Annotated in this window: 20 protein-coding genes and 1 tRNA gene; 3 read left to right on the top strand and 18 right to left on the bottom strand. The window is 67.1% G+C overall.

Annotation, left to right across the window (positions count from 1 at the left end):
- Positions 1-10: 10 nt before the first annotated feature.
- The 9 genes from ACNR9W_RS02515 to ACNR9W_RS02475 form a co-directional block, all read right to left on the bottom strand.
- Positions 11-1,312 carry a flagellar hook protein FlgE gene (locus ACNR9W_RS02515; RefSeq protein ID WP_419269212.1) on the bottom strand — a complete coding sequence of 434 codons (1,302 nt, stop codon included), beginning with the start codon at positions 1,310-1,312 and terminating at the stop codon, positions 11-13.
- A gap of 75 nt (positions 1,313-1,387) precedes the next feature.
- A complete protein-coding gene (locus ACNR9W_RS02510) occupies positions 1,388-2,164 on the bottom strand; it encodes an OmpA/MotB family protein (RefSeq protein ID WP_419269213.1) in 777 nt (258 codons plus the stop codon).
- Between the two features lie 98 nt (positions 2,165-2,262).
- Entirely contained in the window at positions 2,263-3,480 is a 1,218-nt protein-coding gene (locus ACNR9W_RS02505; protein ID WP_419269214.1) for a phenylacetate--CoA ligase family protein, read from the bottom strand.
- 10 nt (positions 3,481-3,490) lie between these two features.
- The gene (locus tag ACNR9W_RS02500) at positions 3,491-4,312 is read right to left on the bottom strand and encodes an ABC transporter ATP-binding protein (RefSeq protein WP_419269215.1); all 822 of its coding nucleotides are present in this window, start codon (positions 4,310-4,312) and stop codon (positions 3,491-3,493) included.
- A 58-nt stretch (positions 4,313-4,370) separates the two neighbouring features.
- On the bottom strand, positions 4,371-5,654 hold the full coding sequence (locus tag ACNR9W_RS02495) for an ABC transporter substrate-binding protein (RefSeq protein WP_419269216.1): 1,284 nt from the start codon (positions 5,652-5,654) through the stop codon (positions 4,371-4,373).
- 53 nt (positions 5,655-5,707) lie between these two features.
- Positions 5,708-6,784: a branched-chain amino acid ABC transporter permease gene (locus ACNR9W_RS02490; protein WP_419269217.1), complete on the bottom strand. Its 1,077-nt coding sequence runs from the start codon at positions 6,782-6,784 to the stop codon at positions 5,708-5,710.
- Between the two features lie 79 nt (positions 6,785-6,863).
- A complete protein-coding gene (locus ACNR9W_RS02485) occupies positions 6,864-7,850 on the bottom strand; it encodes a branched-chain amino acid ABC transporter permease (RefSeq protein ID WP_419269415.1) in 987 nt (328 codons plus the stop codon).
- A 21-nt stretch (positions 7,851-7,871) separates the two neighbouring features.
- Positions 7,872-8,693 (bottom strand): ABC transporter ATP-binding protein, encoded by an 822-nt coding sequence (locus ACNR9W_RS02480; protein WP_419269218.1) that lies wholly within the window; start codon positions 8,691-8,693, stop codon positions 7,872-7,874.
- Positions 8,690-10,666 (bottom strand): AMP-binding protein, encoded by a 1,977-nt coding sequence (locus ACNR9W_RS02475; protein ID WP_419269219.1) that lies wholly within the window; start codon positions 10,664-10,666, stop codon positions 8,690-8,692. The genes ACNR9W_RS02480 and ACNR9W_RS02475 overlap by 4 nt, the downstream gene beginning before the upstream one ends.
- Positions 10,667-10,844: 178 nt before the next feature.
- Here ACNR9W_RS02475 and ACNR9W_RS02470 point away from each other — a divergent pair, with 178 nt between their 5' ends.
- The gene (locus ACNR9W_RS02470; RefSeq protein WP_419269220.1) at positions 10,845-12,743 is read left to right on the top strand and encodes a PAS-domain containing protein; all 1,899 of its coding nucleotides are present in this window, start codon (positions 10,845-10,847) and stop codon (positions 12,741-12,743) included.
- 9 nt (positions 12,744-12,752) lie between these two features.
- Positions 12,753-13,454 carry a response regulator transcription factor gene (locus tag ACNR9W_RS02465; RefSeq protein ID WP_419269221.1) on the top strand — a complete coding sequence of 234 codons (702 nt, stop codon included), beginning with the start codon at positions 12,753-12,755 and terminating at the stop codon, positions 13,452-13,454.
- Positions 13,455-13,657: 203 nt separating this feature from the next.
- Here the strand turns inward: ACNR9W_RS02465 and ACNR9W_RS02460 are convergent, their stop codons facing one another.
- A complete protein-coding gene (locus ACNR9W_RS02460; protein WP_419269222.1) occupies positions 13,658-15,109 on the bottom strand; it encodes an aldehyde dehydrogenase family protein in 1,452 nt (483 codons plus the stop codon).
- Positions 15,110-15,278: 169 nt separating this feature from the next.
- Between ACNR9W_RS02460 and ACNR9W_RS02455 the strand changes: the two genes are divergently transcribed.
- The gene (locus tag ACNR9W_RS02455; RefSeq protein WP_419269224.1) at positions 15,279-15,935 is read left to right on the top strand and encodes a peroxiredoxin; all 657 of its coding nucleotides are present in this window, start codon (positions 15,279-15,281) and stop codon (positions 15,933-15,935) included.
- 15 nt (positions 15,936-15,950) lie between these two features.
- On the opposite strand, the gene ACNR9W_RS02450 is transcribed toward ACNR9W_RS02455, so the two are convergent.
- From ACNR9W_RS02450 to ACNR9W_RS02415, 8 genes are all read right to left on the bottom strand, one after another.
- Entirely contained in the window at positions 15,951-16,790 is an 840-nt protein-coding gene (locus ACNR9W_RS02450; RefSeq protein ID WP_419269225.1) for a glycosyltransferase family protein, read from the bottom strand.
- Complete coding sequence (locus ACNR9W_RS02445) at positions 16,775-17,575, bottom strand: hypothetical protein (protein WP_419269226.1); 801 nt, start codon at positions 17,573-17,575, stop codon at positions 16,775-16,777. Before ACNR9W_RS02445 ends, ACNR9W_RS02450 begins: the two co-directional genes overlap by 16 nt.
- A 36-nt stretch (positions 17,576-17,611) precedes the next feature.
- The gene (locus ACNR9W_RS02440; protein WP_458478601.1) at positions 17,612-18,385 is read right to left on the bottom strand and encodes a hypothetical protein; all 774 of its coding nucleotides are present in this window, start codon (positions 18,383-18,385) and stop codon (positions 17,612-17,614) included.
- Positions 18,386-18,531: 146 nt separating this feature from the next.
- Positions 18,532-20,673, bottom strand: a complete 2,142-nt coding sequence (gene pnp / locus ACNR9W_RS02435; RefSeq protein WP_419269229.1) for a polyribonucleotide nucleotidyltransferase — start codon at positions 20,671-20,673, stop codon at positions 18,532-18,534.
- Positions 20,674-21,079: 406 nt separating this feature from the next.
- Positions 21,080-21,349, bottom strand: a complete 270-nt coding sequence (rpsO, locus tag ACNR9W_RS02430) for a 30S ribosomal protein S15 (protein WP_111297725.1) — start codon at positions 21,347-21,349, stop codon at positions 21,080-21,082.
- A 148-nt stretch (positions 21,350-21,497) separates the two neighbouring features.
- The gene (locus ACNR9W_RS02425) at positions 21,498-22,448 is read right to left on the bottom strand and encodes a calcium-binding protein (protein ID WP_419269230.1); all 951 of its coding nucleotides are present in this window, start codon (positions 22,446-22,448) and stop codon (positions 21,498-21,500) included.
- A gap of 208 nt (positions 22,449-22,656) precedes the next feature.
- A complete protein-coding gene (gene ykgO / locus ACNR9W_RS02420) occupies positions 22,657-22,782 on the bottom strand; it encodes a type B 50S ribosomal protein L36 (RefSeq protein ID WP_042245282.1) in 126 nt (41 codons plus the stop codon).
- Positions 22,783-22,863: 81 nt separating this feature from the next.
- Positions 22,864-22,938: transfer RNA gene (locus ACNR9W_RS02415), tRNA-Val, on the bottom strand.
- Between the last annotated feature and the right edge of the window lie 113 nt (positions 22,939-23,051).

Genomic DNA, 23,051 nt, shown 5'->3' with positions numbered 1-23,051 from the left:
GCGCCGGGCGTCAGCGCTTGATGTTGGTGGTTTCCTGCAGCATCTCGTCGACGGTCTGGATGATCTTCGCGTTCGACGAATAGGCGCGCTGCGTGGTGATCAGATGGGTCAGTTCCTGCGCGATATCGGTGGTCGAGGCCTCGCGGGCATAGCCTGCGATGGCGCCCGTGGGCCCGTCGCCGGCATCCCACAGGAAGAAGGCGCCCGACTTTGTCGAGGTCTTGAAGGCCTGCCCCTCGATCGGCTCAAGCCCGTTCGGGTTGGGAACATCGACAACGGGGATCTTGTACAGCGTCTTGACGAAGCCCGTGTCATAGGTGGCCTTCAGGTGGCCCTGGGCGTCGACCTCGACCGTCACCAGCTGCCCCACCGGAGAGCCGTTCTTGGTGATGTTGGAGGGCGCAAAGCTGGCCGCCAGTTGCTTCAGACCGGTCGTGCCGCCGGGCATGCCGATGAACAGCTGCATGTCGCCGCCACCCACGTCCAGCGGGATCGAGCCCGTCAGCGGGTCGTAGGGATCGCCGCTCACGGTCGTCACGGACGCGATGCCGCCCCCGGCGCCCTGGCTGTCGTCAAAGGTCACCTGCACGGACGAGATCACCGCATTGGCCGAGGCCGAGTCGCGAATTTCGACCAGCCAGCTGTTCGACATGCCGCCGGGGTTGGTGGTGTCGGGTGTGAAGGTGATGTCCAGCGATTCGGAGGTGCCCAGGTTGCCGAAATACTCGATCCGCAGCGGCAGCGGCGCGCCGCTGGCGCCCGGGAGCGTGGCCGTGGCCGGCAGGTTGGCGCCCAGCGAGATCTGCGTGGTGGGGTCGCTGACCGGACGGTTCGCCTCGATCCGGATGGGCTGGAGGGCGCTGCTGGTGTCGCGCGACACCAGCGCGGTCGCCCCGTTTGCATCGGTGGGCCAGCCCATCAGGACAAGGCCGCTTTCGGTGCGCAGGATGCCTTGCGCATCGGGCTTGAAGGACCCCGTGCGCGTCATCAGCAACGAGGGCTGACCTCCATTTGCCACATCGTTGATCGAGGTCACCGGCAGCATCCCGCTTCCGGTCATGGCCAGGTCCAGCGGGTTCGAGGTGGTGACGATCGCACCGTCTTGGGCGATCGCGCGCTGCGTCGAGGCGCGCACCCCGCCCGCCGTGTAGAGCCCGGTCCCGCCGCTGACGACCATCGAGTTGAATTCGGTCTCGGCCCGCTTGTAGCCGAAGGTCGAGGCATTCGCGATATTGTCCGAGATCGTGCCGAGCCGCGAGGAATTCGCCGCCAGACCGGCAACGCCGGCATTCATCGCCGAGGAAATGGACATGGACAGACACCCTTGTGATTCAGTCTTGTCCGGCACCTTGGGCGAGAGAGCTTAAGATAAGGATAATTCCCTCCGCTACCTCAGTAAAATCAGCTCGATCCGGTTGTTGCGTGGGTCCATGGGATTGCCGTGGCGGTTCTTGCGGTCGGCATGACCGCTGACGCGCTGCACCCGGCGGGGGTCAAGATCCGCCCGCTCCAGCAGGTTGCGCAGGGTGTGGGCGCGCGCATCCGACAGCGCCCAGACGGGCGAGGTCACCAGCGTCTCGGGATAAGAGCGCACATGCCCCGCGATCGCGACCCCGTTCCGGACATGGCCGATCACGCGGGCGATGATGCCGGCCAGTTCGGTCAATGCGGGCTGGGGCTGGGCCGTGTCCTCGACGAACAGCGGCGCGTCGGTCAGGTCGTTCAGTTCGATCACCAGCCCTTCGTCGGTCATGCGCGTCACAACATGTTTCAGAAGGTTGGTCAGCTGCATCGATTCGGCGCCGGTGCCGGTCAGGCTGTCCTGGATCGCCTGGGCAACCTGGTCAAAGTCGCCGGCCTTGTCGCTGTCGGGCAGGGGCGCGTCGATCGCGTGGCGGATGCCCTCCTCGACACCGTCGCCGGACACCCCGCTGCCCGAACCAGGTGTGCGGACCATGGTCGGCGCAAAATACTGCGCCAGCCCGCTGCGCTGCTCCTCGTTCGTGGCGCTCAGCAGCCACATCAGCAGGAAAAAGGCCATCATCGCGGTCACGAAATCCGCATAGGCCACCTTCCAGGCGCCGCCGTGATGGCCACCCTCGCCCGTGCCCTCGACCCGCTTGATGATGATCGAAGGCCGATCAGAGCCCTTGCCCGCAGCCATGGTGAAACCCCTTTTTCGGTCAGGTCTCATCTTCGCCGCGGGCGTGGTTACAAACAAGTTAACCGGTCAAATGCCGTGCATTCCGTGCATTATCGCGCTCAGTCATAGCTGCGGCGGTCCTCGATGACCTTGCCGTCATTGGGCAGGCTGCCGACGGGCACCAGCTGCACCTCGCCCTTCATCTTCAGCGTGTCCATGACCGAGGCCAGATAGATCCCGTTATCGCCCTGGGCGGTCTCCAGCTGCACGGTCATCACGTCCATCTCGCCCTGGCGGTCGGCGATGACCCGCGCCCGCGCCACGTCGGGATGACGCGACACCAGCGCCGCGACCTGCTCGGGGCGCACGAACATGCCCTTGATCTTGGTCGTCTGGTCGGCGCGGCCCATCCAGCCCTTGATGCGCATGTTGGTTCGACCACAAGGGCTGGTCCCCGGCAGAACCGCAGACAGGTCGCCGGTCGCAAACCGCACCAGCGGGTAATCGGGGTTCAGGGTCGTCACCAGGACCTCGCCCACCTCGCCCTCGGGGACCGGATCCCCGGTACCGGGACGGACGATCTCGACGATCACGCCCTCGTCCACGATCATCCCCTCCAGCGCGTCGCTTTCATAGGCGATGTTGCCCAGGTCGGCGGTCGCATAGCACTGCCGTGTGACGATCCCCCGGTCGGCGTAAAGCTGGCGCAGCGACGGAAACAGCGCGCCCCCACCCACCACGGCCTTGGTAAAGCCCAACCGTTCGCCCATCTCGTCGGCGCGGTCCAGGATCACCTTGAGGAAATCGGGCGTGCCGGCATAGCAGGTCGTGCCGATATCCACGGCGGCACGGACCTGCAATTCCGTCTGCCCTGTCCCGGCGGGCAGAACGGCGGCATCGACCGCCCGCGCGCCCGATTCGAACATCATCCCGGCGGGCGTCAGGTGATAGCCGAAACAGTTCTGCACGATATCCCCCTGCCCCACGCCCGAGGCATGCAGGAACCGCCCCAGCCGCCACCAGTCGCCATCGCGCCGCCCGGGTTCATAGATCGGGCCGGGGCTCTGGAACACATGGTCGAAATCGGCCACCCGCCGCGTCGTGAAGCCGCCGAAGGGGGGAGACTTGCGCTGCGCCTCGGACAGTTCGGCCTTGCGGATCACCGGCAGGCGGGCCAGCGCCGCGCGGTCGGTCACCTGCGCGGGGTCCACCTCGCGCAGCAGCCGGGCCAGCGCGGGGGCGGTCCGGGCACGGGCCAGCGCGGCCGGCAGTGCGGATGCCAGCGCCTTGTCCCGTGCGGCGGGGTCACGGGTCTCCAGGTCGTCGTAATGTGCCATGATACCTTCCTCAGGCCAGCCAGCGCTTGCGCCGGCGATAGCTGCGCACGTCGCGGAACGACTTTCGCCCCTCGTCCGACATGCCCAGGTAGAATTCCTTGACGTCCGGATTCTCGCGCAGCTGGGCTGCCGGCCCCTCCATCACGACGCGGCCGTTCTCCAGGATATAGCCCTGATGCGCGTATCGCAGCGCGACGTTGGTGTTCTGCTCGGCCAGAAGGAAGGTCACGCCCTCGCCCTCGTTCACGGCCTTCACGATCTGGAAGATCTGCTCGACCAGCTGCGGGGCCAGGCCCATCGACGGCTCGTCCAGCAGGATCATCTCGGGGCGCGACATCAGCGCGCGGCCCATCGCGGTCATCTGCTGCTCGCCGCCCGAGGTATATCCCGCCTGGCTCTTGCGCCGCTCGCGCAGGCGCGGGAAATAGTCATAGACCATCTCCAGGTCGCGCTTGATCGCCGCCTGCCCGTCGCGGCGGGTATAGGCGCCGGTCAGCAGGTTCTCCTCCACGGTCAGATGCTCAAAGCAGTGGCGGCCCTCCATCACCTGGATGATGCCGCGGCTGACCAGTGCCGCGGGGTTCGACCCGGCCACGTTCTCGCCGCGATAGGTGATGTTGCCCTTGGTCACCTCGCCCCGCTCGCTGGCCAGCAGGTTCGAGATCGCCTTCAGCGTCGTGGTCTTGCCCGCCCCGTTGCCCCCCAGCAGCGCGGTGATGCCGCCCTTGGGCACGGTCAGGCTGACGCCCTTCAGGACCAGGATCACGTGGTTGTAGATCACCTCGATATTGTTGACGTCCAGCAGCGTCTCGCGGTTCTCGGCATCGAACATGGGCGTCCCCCCTGGTTTCGCGGACCGGCGGCGGAACACCCGCCGCCGGCCTTGATCATCAGTTGCAGCGCGGCGTCAGGCCGGCTTCCTGGGCATAGGCGGCGCTGTCGGCCTCGATCAGCGGATCGAGGATCTCGGCATCCGGCTCAATGAAGTCGGTGATCAGGTTCCACTGGCCTTCACCGGCGTTCCACTGCTGGATGCGCGCCAGGCCGGCGCCACCGTGGTTCTCGCAGGACAGGCTGATCGGCTGGCCGAAATCGGGCAGTCCCAGCTCCTCCATCCGCTCGGCCGTGATCTCCAGCGCCTCGAAGCCGTCGCGCATCTGGGCGGCGGTGATCTCGGAGGTGCCGGCCAGCTCCTGCGCCTTGCGGATCGCCTCGGCGATCACCAGGGCCGCATAGGCGCCGCGCGAATAAAGCACGCTTCCCGTCTGGTCGCCCGCGCCCGCCGCCTTGCCGGCGTCATAGACATGCGTCTTGAGGTCGTCGTACAGCGGATAGTCCTGGCCGACGCCGTGGAAGGTCAGGGCCTTGTAGCCATCGGCCCCCGCACCCGCCGGGCGCACGTCGTTCTCCGAACCCGACCACCAGATGCCGATGAACTTGTCCATCGGGAAGCGGATGTTCACGGCCTCCTGCAGGGCCACCTGGTTCATCACGCCCCAGGCATACATGATGACGTAGTCGGGCTTTTCGCGGCGGATCTGCAGCCATTGCGACTTCTGCTCCTGGCCCGGCGCATCGACCGGCAGCAGGCTCAGCTCGAAGCCGTGCTTTTTCGACAGCTCCTCCAGCGTGCGGATCGGCTCCTTGCCATAGGCGCTGTTGTGATAGACGAGCGCGATCTTCTTGCCCGACAGATCGCCCCCCTCCTGGTCCAGGATGTGCTTGACCGCGACCGAGGCGCCATCCCAGTAGTTCGCGGGCGCGTTGAACACCCACTCAAAGACCGAGCCGTCCTTGGCCGAGGTCCGGCCATAGCCGGGCGTGTAGAGCGAGATGCCGTCCACGCCGATCTTCGGGATCAGCTGATAGGTGATGCCGGTGGACAGCGGGTTCAGCACCAGCGGGTTCTGGGACTTCAGCGCCTCGTAGCATTCGACGCCCTTCTCGGTGTTATAGGCCGTCTCGCATTCCGGAACCTGGATCAGCTGGCCGCCGATGCCGCCGTCACGCTCGTTCAGCAGCGTGAAATAGTCGGCGAACCCGTCCGCATAGGGGATGCCGTTGGCCGCATAGGGCCCGGTCCGGTAGGACATGTTCGGTACGACCAGGTCGGCCATCGCGGGTGCGGCGGCCATGACGGCGGCCGCGACCAGGGCGGGGAAGGTCAGTTTCATGCAGGGTCTCCTCCCAGAGATGTTGCGCCGGTTGCCCGGTTCTTGCAGTGAACTCAGTGCGGGAACGGCCAGAGCCGCAGCTTTTCCTTGGTCAGCGTCCAGAGCCGCGCCAGGCCGTGCGGCTCGACGATCAGGAACAGCACGATCATCGCGCCCACGATCATCAGCTCGATATGGGCGGCCAGGTCGGTGGGCCAGCCGAGGCTGCCGACCAGCAGGTTCTTGAGCAGCACCGGCAGCAGGACCAGGAAGGCCGCGCCCGCAAAGCTGCCGAAGATGCTGCCCAGGCCCCCGATGATGATCATGAAGAGGACCAGGAAGCTCTTGTTGATGCCGAATGCCTCGCCCACCTCCGCCGCGCCCAGGTAGACCGCGAACAGCAGCGCCCCGGCGATGCCGACGAAGAAGCTGCTGACGGCAAAGGCCGACAGCTTGGCGCGCAGCGGGTCGACGCCGATGATCTCGGCCGCGATGTCCATGTCGCGGATCGCCATCCACTTGCGCCCCAGCGTGCCGCGGGTCAGGTTGCGCGCCACCCAGGCCAGCACGAAGGCAAAGCACAGGCAGACCAGGTATTTCGCGGGCGCGCTGGCGGCCGGTCCGGTGACCGCGTGGTCCAGAACGGTCCGCGTCGGCGCGGTGATCTGGCCCGAGGCCGAATAGTTGTAGAACCACGGCACCTTGTTGAAGAGCCACACCAGGAAGAACTGCGCGGCCAGCGTCGCCACGGCCAGGTAGAAGCCCTTGATGCGCAGGCTGGGCAGGCCGAACAGCAGGCCGACGATGGCGGTGATGCCGCCGGCCAGCAGGATGTGGATGACCACGTTCACCTCGGGGAAGGCGGTCATCAGCTTGTAGACCGCATAGGCCCCCACTGCCATGAAGCCGCCCGTCCCCAGGCTGACCTGGCCTGCATAGCCGGTCAGGATGTTCAGCCCCAGGGCCGCGATCGCGTAGATCAGGAAGGGCACCAGGACCGCGTTCGCCCAATAGTCGTTGATGACGAAGGGGACGATCCCGAAGGCCACCGCCAACACCGCGTAATAGCCCCAGCGGTCCAGCCGGATCGGAAAGGTCTGGCTGTCGTCACGGTAGCTGGTCTTGAAGTCGCCGGCCTCACGATAGATCATCGGATGTTCCTTTCAGCGCGGTCAGCGGGGGCCAGCCCCCGCACCCCCGGGGTAGTTGTGCAACGAAGAAGCGGCATGATCACACCCGTTCGATGATGCGTTCGCCGAAGAGGCCCTGGGGTCGGAAGACCAGGAACAGCAGGGCCAGGACATAGGCGAACCAGTTCTCGGTCGCGCCGCCGACCATCGGGCCCACGGTGAATTCGAACAGCTTTTCGCCCACGCCGATGATCAGCCCGCCGACGATGGCACCGGGGATCGAGGTGAAGCCGCCCAGCATCAGCACCGGCAGCGCCTTGAGCGCGATCAGCGACAGGCTGAACTGCACGCCCGATTTCGTGCCCCACATGATGCCGGCGACCAGCGCCACGAAGCCCGCGATCGACCAGACCATCACCCAGATGAAGCGCAGCGAGATGCCCACCGACAGCGCCGCCTGGTGATCGTCGGCGACCGCCCGCATGGCGCGGCCCTGCTTGGTGTACTGGGCAAAGGCCACGAGCGCCGCGACCAGCAGCGCCGCGATGACGGTCGCCCACATGTCCAGGCGGTCGATGAAGAAGCCGTAGCCGAACCAGGCATCCGTCATCGTCTCGATCCCGTCCGAGATGCCCTGCGGCAGGCCCACGTCCAGCGTCTTGATGTCGGCGCCCCACATGACGTCGCCCAGGCCTTCCAGGAAATAGGCCAGGCCGATCGTGGCCATGAAGAGGATGATCGGCTCCTGCCCGACCAGGTGCTGCAGGACCAGCTTCTCGATCAGGAAGGCCAGGCCCACCATCACCAGCGCGGTCAGCGCGATGGCCAGGAGCGATGGAACGGTCCAGCCGAAATGGTGCAGCTGCGTGCCCAGGGCCGCGTTGATCAGATGCGCGAAGGGCACCTGGCCGTTCTGGATGCCCACCAGGGTCAGCGCCGCGAACAGCGCCAGTACCCCCTGGGCATAGTTGAAGACGCCCGAGGCCTTGAAGATCAGGACGAAGCCCAGGGCCACCAGCGCGTACATCACGCCGGTCATCAGCCCGTTCAGCACCACCTCGGCGGCAAAGATCAACTGGTCCATCAGTGGGTCCCCCCGTTTGCGCGATCAGTCATGGGCCACCCCCAGATAGGCATCGATCACCTCCTGGTTGGCGCGCACCTCGGCCGGCGTGCCGTCGCCGATCTTCTTGCCGTAATCCATCACCACCACCCGGTCCGACAGGTCCATGACCACGCCCATATCGTGTTCGATCAGGCAGATCGTGGTGCCGAACTCATCGTTCACGTCCAGGATGAAGCGGGACATGTCCTCCTTCTCCTCGACGTTCATGCCGGCCATGGGCTCGTCCAGCAGCAGCAGCTGCGGCTCGGCCGCCAGGGCGCGGGCCAGCTCGACCCGCTTCTTCAGGCCATAGGGCAGACGGCCCACCGGGGTCTTGCGGATGTTCTGGATCTCCAGGAAGTCGATGACCTTCTCGACCGCCTCGCGGTTCTCGTTCTCCTCGCGCTCGGCTGCCCCCCACCAAAGGGCCTGGGACAGGAAGCCCGCCTTCATCCGGTTCAGCCGGCCGGTCATGATGTTGTCCAGGACCGACATGCCGTCAAACAGCGCGATGTTCTGGAAGGTGCGGGCGATGCCCAGCCGCGCCACCTGATAGGGCTTCATCGGCCCGCGGCGATGGCCCTTGAACCAGACCTCGCCCTCCTGCGGGTGGTAGAAGCCCGAGATCACGTTCAGCATGGACGACTTGCCGGCGCCGTTCGGACCGATGATCGCCCGGATCTCGCCCTGGCGGATGTCGAAGCTGATGTCCTTGATCGCCACCACGCCGCCAAAGCGCAGGGTGATGTTCTTCATCTCCATCAGCACGCCGCCGATCTGGCGGCCGTCCGCGGTGACATAGCCCTCGGTGCTCATCTGGTTCATTCGGCTGCCACCTTCTGCTGGGCCGACTGGCCAAAGACGGGCACGTCCTCGATGCGCAGCGTGGCCTTGATGCTGCCCTTGCGGCCGTCCTCGTAGGTGACCTCGGTCTCGGTGTAGATGCTGGAGGACCCGTCATAGAGCGCGCCCACCAGGTCGGCGAACTTCTCGCTGATGACGGCGCGGCGGACCTTGCGGGTGCGGGTCATCTCTCCGTCGTCGGGGTCCAGCTCCTTGTGCAGCACCAGGAAGCGGTGGACCTGGCAGCCGGCCAGCATCGGGTCCTCGGCGACCGATCGGTTGACCTCCTCGACATGGGCGCGGATCGTGGCATAGACCTGCGGATGGGCGGCCAGTTCCTGGTAGCTGCCATAGGCGATGTTGTTGCGCTCGGCCCAGTTGCCCACCGCCGACAGGTCGATGTTGATCATCGCGGTGCAATAGTCGCGGCCGTTGCCGATCACGACGGCTTCCAGGATGTTGGGATAGAACTTCAGCTTGTTCTCGACATATTTGGGCGCGAACATCGACCCGTCGGCCATGCGGCCCACATCCTTGGCGCGGTCGATGATGCGCAGATGGCCGGTCGTCTCCTCGAAGAAGCCCGCGTCGCCCGTCGCGACCCAACCCTGCCTGTCCTTGGTCGAGGCCGTGCTGTCGGCGTTCTTGTAATATTCGACGAATGTGCCGGGGCTGCGGTAATAGACCTCGCCGTTCTCGCCAATGCGGACCTCGACGCCGGGGCTGGGAACGCCCACCGTGTCTGAGCGCACCTGCCCGTCGGGCTGCTGGGTGATGAAGACCGAGGCCTCGGTCTGGCCATAGAGCTGCTTCAGGTTGATGCCCAGGCTGCGGTAGAAATCAAAGATCTCGGGCCCGATCGCCTCGCCGGCGGTATAGCCCACGCGCACCCGCGACAGGCCCAGCGTGTTCTTCAGCGGCCCAAAGACGAAGATCCGCCCCAGGCCGTAAGCCAGCCGGTCGCCCAGGGACACGGACTTGCCGTCCAGCAGCGCGGGGCCCGCCCGGCGCGCGATCTCCATGCCGCGGCGGAACAGCCAGCGCTTGACGCGGCCGGCGTCCTCCATGCGGATCATCACCGAGGTCAGCTGCCCCTCGAAGACGCGCGGCGGGGCAAAGAAATAGGTCGGCCCGATCTCGCGCATGTCGGTCATCATCGTATGCGCGCCCTCGGGGCAGTTCACGGTGAAGCCCGACCAGACCGCCTGCCCCACCGAAAAGATGAAGTCGCCGACCCAGGCCATCGGCAGATAGGCCACGATCTCCTCGCGGTGGTCCAGACGGTCGAACTCGGCCGTGTTCTTCGCGGTCTCGATGATGTTGCGGTTGGACAGCACGACGCCCTTGGGCTTGCCGGTGGTGCCGCTGGTGTACAGCATCACGCAGGTGCTGTCGTAATCAAGCCCCGCGATCAGCGCGTCCAGCTGCGGCCCCAGACGCTGCGCGGCGGCGCGGCCCTCGGCCTGCACGTCGGCCAGGGCGTTCATGTGGGAATGGTCGTATTTCCGCATCCCGCGCTTGTCGGTATAGATGATCTGCTCGACCCCCTCGACGGTCTGGCCGACCTCCAGGACCTTGTCGACCTGCTCCTGGTCGCCGCAGATGACGAACCGTGCCCCGCAATGGCCCATCACATAGGCCATCTCCTCGGCCACGGCGTCCTGGTACAGCGGCACCGGCACCGCGCCGCACATCTGCGCGGCCATCATGCCCCAGTAATGCGCCGGGCGGTTGCGCCCGATGATCGCCACATGCTCGCCCGGCTTCAGCCCCAGCGCCAGAAGGCCCAGCGCCAGCGCCCGGATCTCCTCCGCCGCCTCGGCCCAGGTCCAGCTTTGCCAGATCCCGTATTCCTTTTCCCGATAGGCGGGCCGCTGGCCGAAACGGGCGACATTTCGCGCCAGCAGCGCAGGAATGGATTGCAATTCGCCCACGGGCGTCTGCTGGTCCGTCATGTCTCCTCCCCAGGTTCCATGGCGCATTGCGCGATCTGCCACCAGGACCTCCTCGCCCTGTTGGCCGCTTCACCATTGGCGCCAATCCTTGCGCCAGTTTGTCGCGAATCCAACAAAATGTTACAGCGCTTCCGCAGATCGCGGCCGGGTGCTAGGCCTGTCCGCGGAGGAGAGACCGATGGACCGACCCGCACTCGAGACGGGGCCGCTGACCCCGGCCGAGATCCGCGCCGACCTGACGCGCTCGGGGCTGAACCTGATCGGCCAGGCGCTGTCCATCTTCGACGCCGACCTGCGCCTGGCGGTGGCCAACCGCCAGTATCAGGCCATGTTCGACCTGCCCGAGGCCTTGACCCTGCCCGGCGCCAGCTTCGAGGACACGATCCGTTTCCTGGTGCTGCGCGGCGAATACGGTCCCCAGAACGATCCCGAAGCGGCCGTGGCGCTGCGGGTGGCCCAGGCCCGCACCTTCCAGCCGCATTACTTCGAGCGCCAGCGCGCCGACGGCCGCTGGATCACGGTGGAGGGCGCGCCGCTGACCCAGGGGGGCTGGGTCACCGTCTATACCGACATCACCGACGCCAAGCAGCAGGAGGCGCTGCTGCGCGCCCGGTCCGAGGAGCTGTCCGAACAGGTGCTGCTGAACGCCGAACGGCTGGCCGCCGCCAACCGCCAGCTGGCCGCCACCAACGCCGCCCTCTCCGAGGCGCAGCGCATCCTGACCCGGACCGAGGCGCGCACCCGCCAGGTGACCGAGATGGTCCCCGCCCATATCGCCCACATGGACGGGCAGTTCCGCTACACCTTCTCGAACCGCCGCCTGCCCTCGATCTTTCCGGGCGCGGCGGGCCAGATCGTGGGCCTGACCCTGGAACAGGCGCTTGGCCCCGCGACCTGCGCCACGCTGCAGCCCTACATGGCCCGCGCGCTGTCGGGCGATCCGCAGGTGTTCGAGATCACGCACCCGACCTCGGGCCGGCGCATCCGCATCGCGCTGACCCCTGATCGCGAGGGGCAAGGCGCCTATATCCTCTCAACCGACGTCTCGGCCGAGGTGCAGGCGCGCGAGGCGCTGGTCCATGCCGGCAAGCGCAGCCTGGCCGCGCAGCTGACCTCGGGGATGGCGCATGACTTCGGCAATCTTCTGACCATCATCCTGGGCCTGCAGGCACGCCTGGCCTCGCGGATCGAGGCCGGGGAACTGCCCGCCGCCGCCTCCGAGGACGTGCAGGCGACGCTGGCCGCCGCCCGGCGCGGCGCGGCCCTGCTGGACCGTCTGGCGCGGATCAGTGCACCGCGCGAACCCTCTCTGGAACCCACAGACCTCGGCGCGCTGCTGGCCGACCTTGCGACGCTCTCGCGCCCCTCGCTCTCCGAAGGCGTGACGCTGGACCTTCAGGTGCAGCCCTGGCCCCCGGCTCTGCTGCTGGACCCCGGCGCCTTGCAGGATTCGCTGCTGAACCTGATCCTGAACGCCAATGCGGCGATCCGCCCGCCCGGCCGCATCACCCTGTCGGCCGCCCGCAGCGGCGACTGGCTGGAACTGGTCGTGCGCGATACCGGCCCCGGCTTCTCGCCCGAGGCGCTGACCCGCGCGACCGAACCCTTCTTCACCACGAAAAAGGGCCAGGGATCGGGCCTGGGCCTGGCCATGGTCTATGACCTGACCAAGCTGGTCGACGGGACGCTGCGGCTGGAAAATCATCCCGGCGGCGCGCAGGTAACGCTGCGCCTGCCCTGGCGCCCGGTCGCGCGGCAGATGGTGCTGCTGGTCGAGGATGACGACCTGATCCGCGCCCAGGTGCGCGACATGCTGACAGGCCTTGGCCATGCGGTGATCGAGGCCGCCAGCCTGTCCGAGGCCCGCGCCCTGGCCGACCTGCCCGGTCTGACGGTGATCCTGTCGGACATCCAGCTGGGCGACGGGCTGGGCCTGGACCTGGACGCGCCCCTGCCGGTGATCCTGATGACCTCGCTGCCGCCCGGTGCGCCGCTGCGCGCCCGCGCGGCGGGACCGGTGCTGACCAAGCCCTTCACCGCCGCCCGCCTGGCGGCCACCCTGGCCGAAGCCAGATAAGGACATCCCGTGACCGAAGCCCCGCTGATCGCCATCCTGGACGACGAACCCGAGATCCGCCGCCTTCTGTCATCGGCGCTGGAACAGGCGGGCTTTCGCACCCAGTGCTTCGGCCGCGCCACGGAATTCGAGGCGGCGCTGCGCCGCCTGACACCCGAAGCCTGCCTGATCGACCTGGGCCTGCCCGACCGCGACGGCCTGGCGCTGGTCCACCGGCTGGCCACCGAATCGGGGGCCGCGATCATCATCATCTCGGGCCGCGCCCAGGTGCAGGACCGGGTGACGGGGCTGGAACTGGGCGCCGACGACTACATCATCAAGCCCTTCGAGCCGGCCGAGGTCGTGGCCCGCATCCGCGCCCGCCTGCGCCGCCCGGCCCAAGGCGCCCCCAGCCGCCCCCAGACCCTGCGCTTTGCCGGCTGGACCGCCGATTTCGACCGCTACCTGCTGACCGCGCCCGATGGCACCGAGACCCCGCTGAGCCATGCCGAGGCCGAGGTGCTGCGCATGTTCACCGACAATCCCCGCCGCCTGATCACCCGCGCGCAGATGCTGGAAACCCTGGGCGGCGCCGCCGGCGAAAGCTTTGACCGGGCGATGGACGTGCGCATCTCGCGCCTGCGCACCAAGCTGGGCGAGGACCCCAAGAACCCCCGCCTGATCAAGACGATCTACGGCGCGGGCTACATCTTCCTGGCCGAGATTGGCTGACCGCCAAAGGAGCGGCGAAAGCCATCCCCATCATGGAGGCCCGGCTTTTGCGCAGGACATTGCCCCGCAGGCTCGCCCCATCCACCTCCGGCACCCGACCGGTCCGTTCCCCTCATGCACCACGGCCCCAGTCCGCCCCCGCGACGTGCCGGAGGGACGGGAAGTTCCCCCGCACGTCGCAGGACGCGACAGGATCCCGCCGTTCAGGCGTCGGGATGCCATCCGCTGATGGCCTTGCTGTCCATGAACTCCTCCAGCCCCATGACGCCGCCCTCGCGGGCGCGCCCCGACATCTTCACCCCGCCAAAGGCCGAGCCAGCGCCACGCGAGACGCCGTTCATCTCGACCATGCCCGCGCGCAGCTGCCGCGCCACACGGTTGCGCCGCGCGCCGTCCTGGCTCTGGACATAGTTCGTCAGCCCGTAGGGCGTGTCGTTGGCGATCGCCACCGCCTCCTCCTCGCTGTCGAAGGGGATGATCGACAGGACCGGGCCAAAGACCTCCTGCCGGGCGATCGTCATGTCATTGGTGACATCCGCGAACACCGTGGGCCGCACGAAATAGCCGCGGTTTACGCCCTCGGGCAGGCCGGTGCCGCCGGCCACCAGGCGCGCGCCCTCGTCGATGCCGGCCTGGATCAGGCCCTGGATCTTCTCCCATTGCGGGCGGCTGACCACCGGGCCGATATGCTTGCCCGGCTGATGGGCGCTGGCGACCGCCGTCTCCTGCGCCACCTTTGCCGCCACCTCGACGGCCCGGTCATAGGCCGCGCGTTCGACCAGCATCCGGGTCGGCGCGTTGCAGGACTGGCCGCTGTTGTAGAAACAGTGCCGCGCGCCGCGCACGACCGCCTTGTCGTCGGCATCGGCAAAGACGATGTTCGCGCCCTTGCCGCCCAGTTCCAGCACGACCTTCTTCAGGCTGTCGGCGGCCGCCTTGCTGATCGCGATGCCCGCGCGGGTCGATCCGGTAAAGCTGATCATCTCGACATCGGGATGGACCGACAGCTGGCTGCCGACCCCGGCGCCGTCGCCATTGACCAGGTTGAAGACGCCCGCGGGCACGCCTGCCTCGTGCAGGATCTCGGCGAACAGCATCGACGACAGCGGCGCGATCTCCGAAGGCTTCAGCACGCAGGTGTCCCCCGCCAGCAGCGCCGGGATGACCTTCAGCGTCACCTGGTTCATCGGCCAGTTCCAGGGCGTGATCAGGCCCACCACGCCGACCGGCTCCCAGGCGACCATGCTGGTGGGGGCGTGCTCCCCCAGCGGGCGGATGAACTGGAAGTCCCTGAAGGCGGTGATGAAGTTCTTGGTGTGATAGGCCCCGGCATCGACCTGGTCGTCCAGCGACATGTCCTGCGGTGCCCCCATCTCGTGGCTGATCGCCCAGGCCATGTCGGGGGCGCGACGCTGATAGATCTCCAGGACCTTCTCGACCACCGCCAGGCGCTCGGCCGGGGGGGTGGCGGCCCAGGCCGGGAAGGCGCGCTTGGCCGCCGCCACCGCCCGGTCCGTGTCCTCCTGCCCGCCCAGCGAGATCACCGCCACCGGTTCCTCGGTCGAGGGGTCGATCACCTCCAGGTCGCAGGCCGCCGCGGGCGCCACCCAGGCCCCGTCGATATAGAATTCGCGCTTGTCCAGCAGATCGGTCATCTCGCCCTCCTTGGCATCGTTCGGGGCAAAGCCTGTCACCGCGCCCCGCCCGCCGCAAGCCCGGCCGGCCCGGCGAAATGCAGCGCGCGCCGTCATTCCGCCCGGTCTGGCAATCCGCGCGACCCGGCTTATGTTGAGCGCAACGCAACCAACCGAAAGGACGCGGCCCATGTCCCTGCGCATCAACGACACCGCCCCAGACTTCACCGCAAATTCGACCGAGGGGCAGATCCGCTTCCACGACTGGATTGGCGACAGCTACGCGATCGTCTTCAGCCACCCGCGCGACTTCACCCCGGTCTGCACCACGGAATTCGGTGCCGTGGCCCAGCTGGCCCCCGAATTCGAACAGCGCAACACCAAGGTGCTGGGCGTCTCGGTGGACAGCGTCGAGGATCACCAGAAATGGAAGGCCGATATCGGCAAGGTGGCGGGCGTCCCGGCCAACTTCGCCATCATCGACGACAGCGACCTGGCGGTGGCCAAGGCCTATGACATGCTGCCCGCCGAATACTACCTGCCGACCGAAGGGCGCACGCCCGCCCATTCCGCCACCGTGCGCACGGTCTTCATCATCGGGCCGGACAAGAAGGTCCGCCTGACCATGACCTATCCGATGTCGGTCGGGCGCAACTTCGCCGAAATCCTGCGCGCGCTGGACGCCGTGCGCAAGACCGACGGCGTGCCGCTGGCCACGCCGGCCAACTGGGTGCCGGGACAGGACGTGATCGTGGCCCTGTCGCTGGACAATGCGGCGGCCGAGGCGAAATACGGCCCGCTGGACATCAAGCTGCCCTATCTGCGCTACGCCAAGGACCCGGCCTGACCCGGCGGCCCGGCCTCAGCCGGGCCAGCCGTAATGCTCCAGCAGGGCGGCAATGGCCCGGTCATTGCCGCCCTGCCCCCCGGGGGGGCGGTTCACGGCCCGCAGGTTGACGGCCTGGCTGCCGTCCCATTCCAGGATGCGCGCCCGCCCGCCGATCTTGGTCGGCCGCGATCCCGCCATCCGGTGCATCCAGTAGAGCCAGATGTCATCCGCCCCCGGCGCCAGCCGCAGGAACAGGTCATCACGCGTCACGTCGGGGTGGAACACGCCGGGCGCATAGATCGCCCCCGACACCCCGGTCGGAAAGACCAGCGGCCCGGCCTCTGGCGCACCGATATTGTGCTCCCAAGCTTCGTATCCGGCCGGCCGATCGCCCTCCATCACCACGCGATGCGCGCGCAGGCAGGCGATGCGCGCCCCGCCCGCCGCCGCCACGACCAGCCGCTCCAGCCAGTCGGCGGGATAATAGAGGTCGTCGTCGGCTGTGGCGACAAAGGCATCGGGATATGCCATCAGCGTCGGCACGATCTTCTTGTAGGACCGCCAGTCAGGGCAGACCTGGACCTCCAGCCCCGCCAAGTCCCGGATCTCGGGCGGCAGCCGGTGCAGGTCGCCCTGGTCCAGCCACAGGATCACCCGGTCGGGCTGCACGGTCTGGCGCAGCAGCGCCCGCAGCGTCGGCGCCAGCGTGTCAAAGCGCGCGTGATAGCTGGTCAGCGACACGACCAGCGGGCCGGGCAGGCCATGCGCGCGGCCGGGCTGGTCAGGCCGCGCGGCGATCTCGGCCAGGGCCCCTGCCTGCCGGCGGCGCTGCTTGAAGCGGCGGAAGGCGTCGCGGATCACGGGTTTTCCCACGCCTTGCGCAGCCAGCCGATGTCGCCGATCCGCCGGTACCACTTGTGCCCCCGCCCGGCAAAGACGTCCTCCATCTTGGGCGCCCCCGCGAACAGCACGATCTTTGCGCCCACGGGCAGGGACGGGTCGCGCCGATAGCTGGCAAGGTTCCGCGGCACGCAGTCGTTCTTGAAGCTGACGCACCAGCCTTTGGGCCAGTAATGCAGATGCCCGTGGGCGGCCAGCTGTGCCGACTGGAACTGCTGGCTGATCTCATAGTCCCGCGTCGCCGCCGCCGGATCGGCCAGATAGGCGTCCAGCACATAGGCATGCTGCCCCACCTGATACCGGAACACGCTGGAATTGCCGACACTGTGCAAAAACCGGTCGCGGCCGGGGTTCACGCGGCGCAGCGGTTTTGCGCGGAACAGGTCGTCGTCGCGGATGATGAAGAAATCGCCCGGCAGATCGAAGAACGGCCCCAAGTCATCCACCACCACCAAGTCGATGTCCAGAAACAGCGCCGTTCCCGACAGCGCGGCGTCCGGGCCGCCCAGGTCGCGCCGGAACAGCGCCAGCTTGCGCCAGCGCGTGTCGGAATGGCCCGCGGGCAGGCCCAGCTCGGGCAGCGGCATCGGCTCGACCTGCGGGTCCAGCCCCGCGGCGTCATCGGTAAAGCAGATGAACCGGTGCGGCCGCGCCAGATGCCGCCGCACCTGCGCCGCCAGCCGGTTCACGTCGGCGCTGGAATAGAGCGTGCCCCATTTCATCGTGAGGATCAGGACCTCGGTGCTGCTGTTTTCCATGACCGCCTTTCGCGTGCCGCCTGCGCAGCCCCAGCCCTACAGAGAATGCCCCATCCCCTCAAGCACGGCCAGGACATCGGGGCCCAGCACGACCTTCAGCCCCCGCAGGCGGGCGGCACGGACCCGCTCGGCGAACAGCGCCGCCTCCTGCCGGGGCGCGTGATGGGCGGCATCCGCGATCCGCAGCCGGGCCGCCGCGTCATCGGGGACGGCAGGATCATAGCCCGGGCAATAGCAGGTCTGGAAGAAGGTGCAGCCCACCACCGCCAGTTCGGCGATCGGCGCCTCCAGAAAGAAATCCGCTGCGACCAGGCCCGTGGTGGGGCTGCAGCCGCCCAATGCCGCCGACAGGGCCTGATAGCGCAACAGCGGCAGGCAGCGCACCTGGACCTGCGGCGCCAACTGCCGGCTGGCGATCACCGTCCGCAGAAAGGCGCCCTGCGTCGGGGTGCGGTGGACCAGCATCCTCACCCCCGCCTGCGCCAGCTTTTCGCGGGTGACCGGGCGGGCATCCGGGGTCAGCGAATGAAACAGCATGTCACAGCGCAGCCGGTCCGCCCCCAGTGCTGGCACCGGCGTATCCAGCCCGTTGTTCATGCGCACGATCAGGTCGTAGCGACCCGGCTCGATCGCCGCCAGGTCCTGCGCCACCGTCCGCGCCGGCCCCAGGATCAGCACCCGTCGGCCGGCCACATCGCGCCCATCCAGCAGCAGGCGCGGGGTCAGGCGGCGATACAGCCGTCGCGTCACCAGCTTTCGCAGCGGCATCGGCAAGGCGGTCACGACGCTCAAGGCACTGAAGTGGAACACCAGGACCCGCTTGGTTGTTTCCGGAAAGTCTGGGGGGTCAGGCTAGGCCCGATCCCCGCACCGGTCAATCACACGCCTGCGCATGAAAAAGCCCCGCGCGGGGGCGGGGCTTTCTCTGCGGTCACTCTGCGGTCAGGTCGGGGCGATCACTCGGCCGACTGTTCCTGCTTTTCCTCGATCTCGGCACCGGTCTCCTGGTCGACCATCTTCATGCCCAGGCGGACCTTGCCACGGTCGTCGAAGCCCAGCAGCTTGACCTTGACCTCCTGGCCCTCCTTCAGGATCTCGTTCGGATGACCCAGGCGGCGGTTGGCGATCTGGGACACGTGCACCAGGCCGTCGCGCTTGCCGAAGAAGTTCACGAAGGCGCCGAAATCGACCAGCTTCACGACCTTGCCGGTATAGACCTTGCCCTCTTCCGGTTCGGCCACGATCGAATAGATCAGGTCATAGGCCTTCTTGATCGAATCGGCATTGGCCGAGGCGATCTTGATGACACCGTCATCGTTGATGTCGACCTTGGCACCCGAAACCTCGACGATCTCGCGGATGACCTTGCCGCCCGAACCGATCACTTCGCGGATCTTGTCGGTCGGGATCTGCATCGTCTCGATGCGCGGGGCATGGGCGCTGAACTCGCGGCGACCTTCGGTCAGGGCATTGCCCATTTCCGCCAGGATGTGCATCCGGCCGTCCTTGGCCTGCGCCAGGGCCTGCTCCATGATCGCGGGCGTGATGCCCTGGACCTTGATGTCCATCTGCAGCGACGTGATCCCGTTCTCGGTCCCCGCCACCTTGAAGTCCATGTCGCCCAGGTGGTCTTCGTCACCCAGGATGTCGGTCAGCACGGCAAAGCGGCCGTCGTCTTCCAGGATCAGGCCCATCGCAACGCCTGCGACCGGTGCCTTCAGCGGCACGCCCGCATCCATCATCGACAGCGACCCGCCGCAGACCGACGCCATCGAGGACGAGCCGTTCGATTCGGTGATCTCGGACACGACGCGGATGGTGTAGGGGAAGTCCGTCGCCGCCGGCAGAACCGCCTGCAGCGCGCGCCAGGCCAGCTTGCCATGGCCGATCTCGCGGCGGCCGGGCGAACCCACGCGGCCAACCTCGCCGACCGAATACGGCGGGAAGTTGTAGTGCAGCAGGAAGTTCGAGCGGCTGTTGCCGTGCAGCGCGTCGATGATCTGCTCGTCGTCGCCGGTGCCCAGCGTGGTCACGACCAGCGCCTGCGTCTCGCCGCGCGTGAACAGGGCCGAACCGTGCGTGCGCGGCAGGATGCCGACTTCGCTGACAATCGACCGCACCGTCTTGGTGTCGCGGCCGTCGATGCGGGCGCCGCCGCTGATGATGTCACCGCGCAGGATGCCCGATTCCAGCTTCTTCAGCGCCGAACCCAGGTTCGGGTTGGCCAGATCCTCTTCGGACAGGCTTTCCTTGACCTTGGACTTGGCGGCGGCGATGGCGTCCTGGCGGTCGGACTTGTCGCGGATCGCATAGGCGGCGCGCATGTCGGTCTCGCCGGCGGCCTTCACCTTGGCGTAAAGCTCGCTGTAGTCGGGCGAACGGAAGTCGAAGGGCTCCTTGGCGGCGTCCTCGGCCAGATCGATGATCAGGTCGATCACGGGCTGCATCGCCTCGTGGCCGAACTTCACCGCGCCCAGCATTTCCTCCTCGGTCAGCTCATAGGCTTCCGATTCGACCATCATCACGGCGTCCTTGGTGCCGGCGACGACCAGATCCAGGCGCTGTTCGGGATTGTTGCGCAGGTGGTCCATGTCCTGAACTTCCGGGTTCAGCACATAGTCGCCATTGGCAAAGCCGACGCGCGCGGCGCCGATCGGGCCCATGAACGGCACGCCCGAGATGGTCAGCGCGGCCGAGGCGGCGATCATCGCGACCATGTCGGGATCGTTGACCAGGTCATGGCTCAGCACGGTGCACATGACCAGCACTTCATGCTTGAAGCCGGGGGCGAACAGCGGGCGGATCGGCCGGTCGATCAGGCGCGCGGTCAGCGTCTCCTTTTCCGACGGGCGCGCCTCGCGCTTGAAGAAGCCGCCAGGCACCTTGCCGGCTGCGTAGTATTTTTCCTGGTAGTGAACCGTCAGGGGGAAGAAGTCCTGCCCCGGCTTGGGTTCCTTCGCGAAGGTGACGTTGGCCATGACGCTGGTCTCGCCCAGGGTGGCGATGACGCTGCCGTCGGCCTGACGGGCAACCTTGCCCGTTTCCAGCGTGAGCGTTTCCTGGCCCCACTGGATCGATTTCTTCACTTCATGAAACATCTGATTTCCTCAAAGGGTGAACCGGCCCTCCGGCTCTCCCATGTCATATGGCGGCCCCATTGCCGCCGCCCCTATCCTTTGCATGTGCCCCGGGGCCGGACCTCACGTCGCAGATGGACGGCAGATACAGGAAAATCGCGTCCTAGGGAAGTGGGACCGCGGCACCCGCCCGGCCCGCGCCAAAGCTGGACGACGGGTCAACGGCGGCTCCGCAAGCCGTGTACGCGCTGTGCCCGCCCGGTGCATCGACGGTGCACCCTCCGTGCCCGCCGAAACCCTCGGCATCGCAGGCCCGTGCCCGGCCCCGCCCATTGTCCGACATGGCCCGACACAACAGGCAACATAGAATGCAAAACGCCCGCGGCAGGGGCCACGGGCGCTTCGGAAACATTCAGGACGCGTCGGATCAGCGACGGATGCCCAGCTTGCCGATCAGGGAGGTATAGCGGGCCTCTTCCTTCTTCTTCAGATAGTCCAGCAGCTTGCGGCGCTGCGCGACCATCATCAGCAGACCACGGCGCGAGTGGTTGTCCTTCTTGTGCGACTTGAAGTGCTCGGTCAGGGTGGTGATGCGCGAGGTCAGGATCGCGATCTGCACTTCCGGCGAGCCGGTGTCGCCTTCCTTTGTGCCGAATTCCTTGATGACGCGGGCTTTTTCTTCAACGGTGATCGACATCGGGATCTCCTTTCGGATGAAGGGTTATGGCGCAGGCCGGGATGTCGTCCAGCACAGGCCCATGGAGCACCGCCCGGCCCAACGGCCCTGCGGATGCGCGCCTATAGGCGAAACGCGGGCGAAAGAAAAGCCCCGACTGGCAGTACCCTTACTCGATGGCGACGATGCGCACATCCTCGACCTTCAGCCCGCCATGCTGCAGCAGACGCCCGACCGAGTGCCCGTTCACCTCCAGCAGGAAGGTGCCGTCCTCGTCCTCGCGCAGGCTCAGCTGCGCGTCGCGTGCGACCACGGCGTCCAGGTGCAGGGTGATCTGGTCCTCGCGGGAATCAAAATCGGCGATCGTTGGAAATCCCTCAGGAATATCCCGCAGCACGAAACTGTCCTGGCCTTCGTTCCCAGAGGCGAAGTCATGGGCGCCGGGCATGAGCGTGTCATTGCCCTCGCCACCGTTCATCCAGACCGTCTCGGGTCCGTCATGGCCGATCAGGACGTCATCCCCCCGCCCGCCGTCCAGGTCGTCCGATCCCTCGGTCGAGATCAGGATGTCATTGCCGTCATGCCCCGACAGAACGTCGTTGCCGGGTCCGCCGAACAGCGTGTCGTCGCCCTCGCCGCCCATCAGCGTGTCGTCGCCCGCGTCGCCGTAAAGCAGGTCGTCCCCGCCCTGCCCCGCCAGCAGGTCATCGCCCGTGCCACCCCGGATGACGTCGTTGCCGCCCGGACCGTAATCGCCGTCGCCTTGGACCCAGTCATTGCCGTCGCCGGCCTCGATCGTGTCATGACCCTGGCCGCCGCGCAGCTCATCGTCACCGGCATGGCCGCGGATCAGGTCATCACCCGGCGTGCCCATCACCTCGTCCGGCTCGTCGGTTCCCTCGATCACAGAAGCAGGCCCCTCATCCAGCGAATTGGGGGGGACCAGGTCCGGCAGGGTCGGCGGCAGCAGTTCTTCGTTCCGCTCACCCGGGTTCCGCTCATCGAGGGCCTCGGGCTCGGCCTCGTCCTCGGGCTCCTCCTCGCGCGGTGAGGACAGCGAGGTTAGGTCCACCATCAGCCCCGCCATGACCAGGCCCAGAAGGCCACCGAAAAACAGCATCTGCCCGTCCCCATTCATGGTCGGCCAAGCGCCGCCCCGCAAAAGATACGACAGGGGCCGGTCCGGGCGAACGCCAAACTTAATAAAACCTTAACTCAACTGCCGAACTGGGCTTCGCGATCCCGCGGGCATGAAAAAACCCGCCTTGCGGGGCGGGTGTTCTCGTCGTTTCCAGTGACCTGCCGGGTTCCCGGCCAGGACCTGCCGATCAGCCCTGGCGGGCCTTGAAGCGGCGGTTGGTCTTGTTGATCACGTAAATGCGGCCCTTGCGGCGCACGACCTGGCAGTCGCGGTGCCGGCTCTTGAGCGAGCGGAGCGAGTTGCGAACCTTCATCGGTCTTCTCCATCGTCGCGGCGCATCGCAGCCGCCAGGAAAACGAAATGCCCCCGACACTGGCCGGGGGCGGCGAAATAATGGTGGGCGGTACTGGGATCGAACCAGTGGCCACTACGATGTCAACGTAGTGCTCTACCGCTGAGCTAACCGCCCGTCCTTCGGTGATTCCGTCGTGTTTCCTTGCGAAAACCCTTCCGAACCCCCTCGGTCCGCGTGTCTATAACGGGGGTCCTTGGGGGATTCAAGGCCTATCGGCAGCAGATTTT

Origin of the sequence: Paracoccus sp. T5 (assembly GCF_048538155.2) — a bacterium.
Classification (GTDB): Bacteria; Pseudomonadota; Alphaproteobacteria; order Rhodobacterales; family Rhodobacteraceae; genus Paracoccus.
The sequence above is the reverse complement of the archived record's forward strand: the minus strand, read 5'-3'. Positions and strand labels throughout refer to the sequence as shown.

Excerpts from the sequence above, each read along its gene's own strand:
- ACNR9W_RS02480 (WP_419269218.1), bottom strand. The coding sequence starts at position 8,693 with ATGAACCAGATGAGCACCGAGGGCTATGTCACCGCGGACGGCCGCCAG.
- ACNR9W_RS02445 (WP_419269226.1), bottom strand. The coding sequence starts at position 17,575 with ATGGAAAACAGCAGCACCGAGGTCCTGATCCTCACGATGAAATGGGGC.
- ACNR9W_RS02470 (WP_419269220.1), top strand. The coding sequence starts at position 10,845 with ATGGACCGACCCGCACTCGAGACGGGGCCGCTGACCCCGGCCGAGATC.
- ACNR9W_RS02505 (WP_419269214.1), bottom strand. The coding sequence starts at position 3,480 with ATGGCACATTACGACGACCTGGAGACCCGTGACCCCGCCGCACGGGAC.
- ykgO (WP_042245282.1), bottom strand. The coding sequence starts at position 22,782 with ATGAAGGTTCGCAACTCGCTCCGCTCGCTCAAGAGCCGGCACCGCGAC.
- ACNR9W_RS02495 (WP_419269216.1), bottom strand. The coding sequence starts at position 5,654 with ATGAAACTGACCTTCCCCGCCCTGGTCGCGGCCGCCGTCATGGCCGCC.
- ACNR9W_RS02455 (WP_419269224.1), top strand. The coding sequence starts at position 15,279 with ATGTCCCTGCGCATCAACGACACCGCCCCAGACTTCACCGCAAATTCG.
- ACNR9W_RS02460 (WP_419269222.1), bottom strand. The coding sequence starts at position 15,109 with ATGACCGATCTGCTGGACAAGCGCGAATTCTATATCGACGGGGCCTGG.
- ACNR9W_RS02515 (WP_419269212.1), bottom strand. The coding sequence starts at position 1,312 with ATGTCCATTTCCTCGGCGATGAATGCCGGCGTTGCCGGTCTGGCGGCG.
- ACNR9W_RS02425 (WP_419269230.1), bottom strand. The coding sequence starts at position 22,448 with ATGCTGTTTTTCGGTGGCCTTCTGGGCCTGGTCATGGCGGGGCTGATG.
- ACNR9W_RS02490 (WP_419269217.1), bottom strand. The coding sequence starts at position 6,784 with ATGATCTATCGTGAGGCCGGCGACTTCAAGACCAGCTACCGTGACGAC.
- rpsO (WP_111297725.1), bottom strand. The coding sequence starts at position 21,349 with ATGTCGATCACCGTTGAAGAAAAAGCCCGCGTCATCAAGGAATTCGGC.
- ACNR9W_RS02475 (WP_419269219.1), bottom strand. The coding sequence starts at position 10,666 with ATGACGGACCAGCAGACGCCCGTGGGCGAATTGCAATCCATTCCTGCG.
- ACNR9W_RS02510 (WP_419269213.1), bottom strand. The coding sequence starts at position 2,164 with ATGGCTGCGGGCAAGGGCTCTGATCGGCCTTCGATCATCATCAAGCGG.
- pnp (WP_419269229.1), bottom strand. The coding sequence starts at position 20,673 with ATGTTTCATGAAGTGAAGAAATCGATCCAGTGGGGCCAGGAAACGCTC.
- ACNR9W_RS02500 (WP_419269215.1), bottom strand. The coding sequence starts at position 4,312 with ATGTTCGATGCCGAGAACCGCGAGACGCTGCTGGACGTCAACAATATC.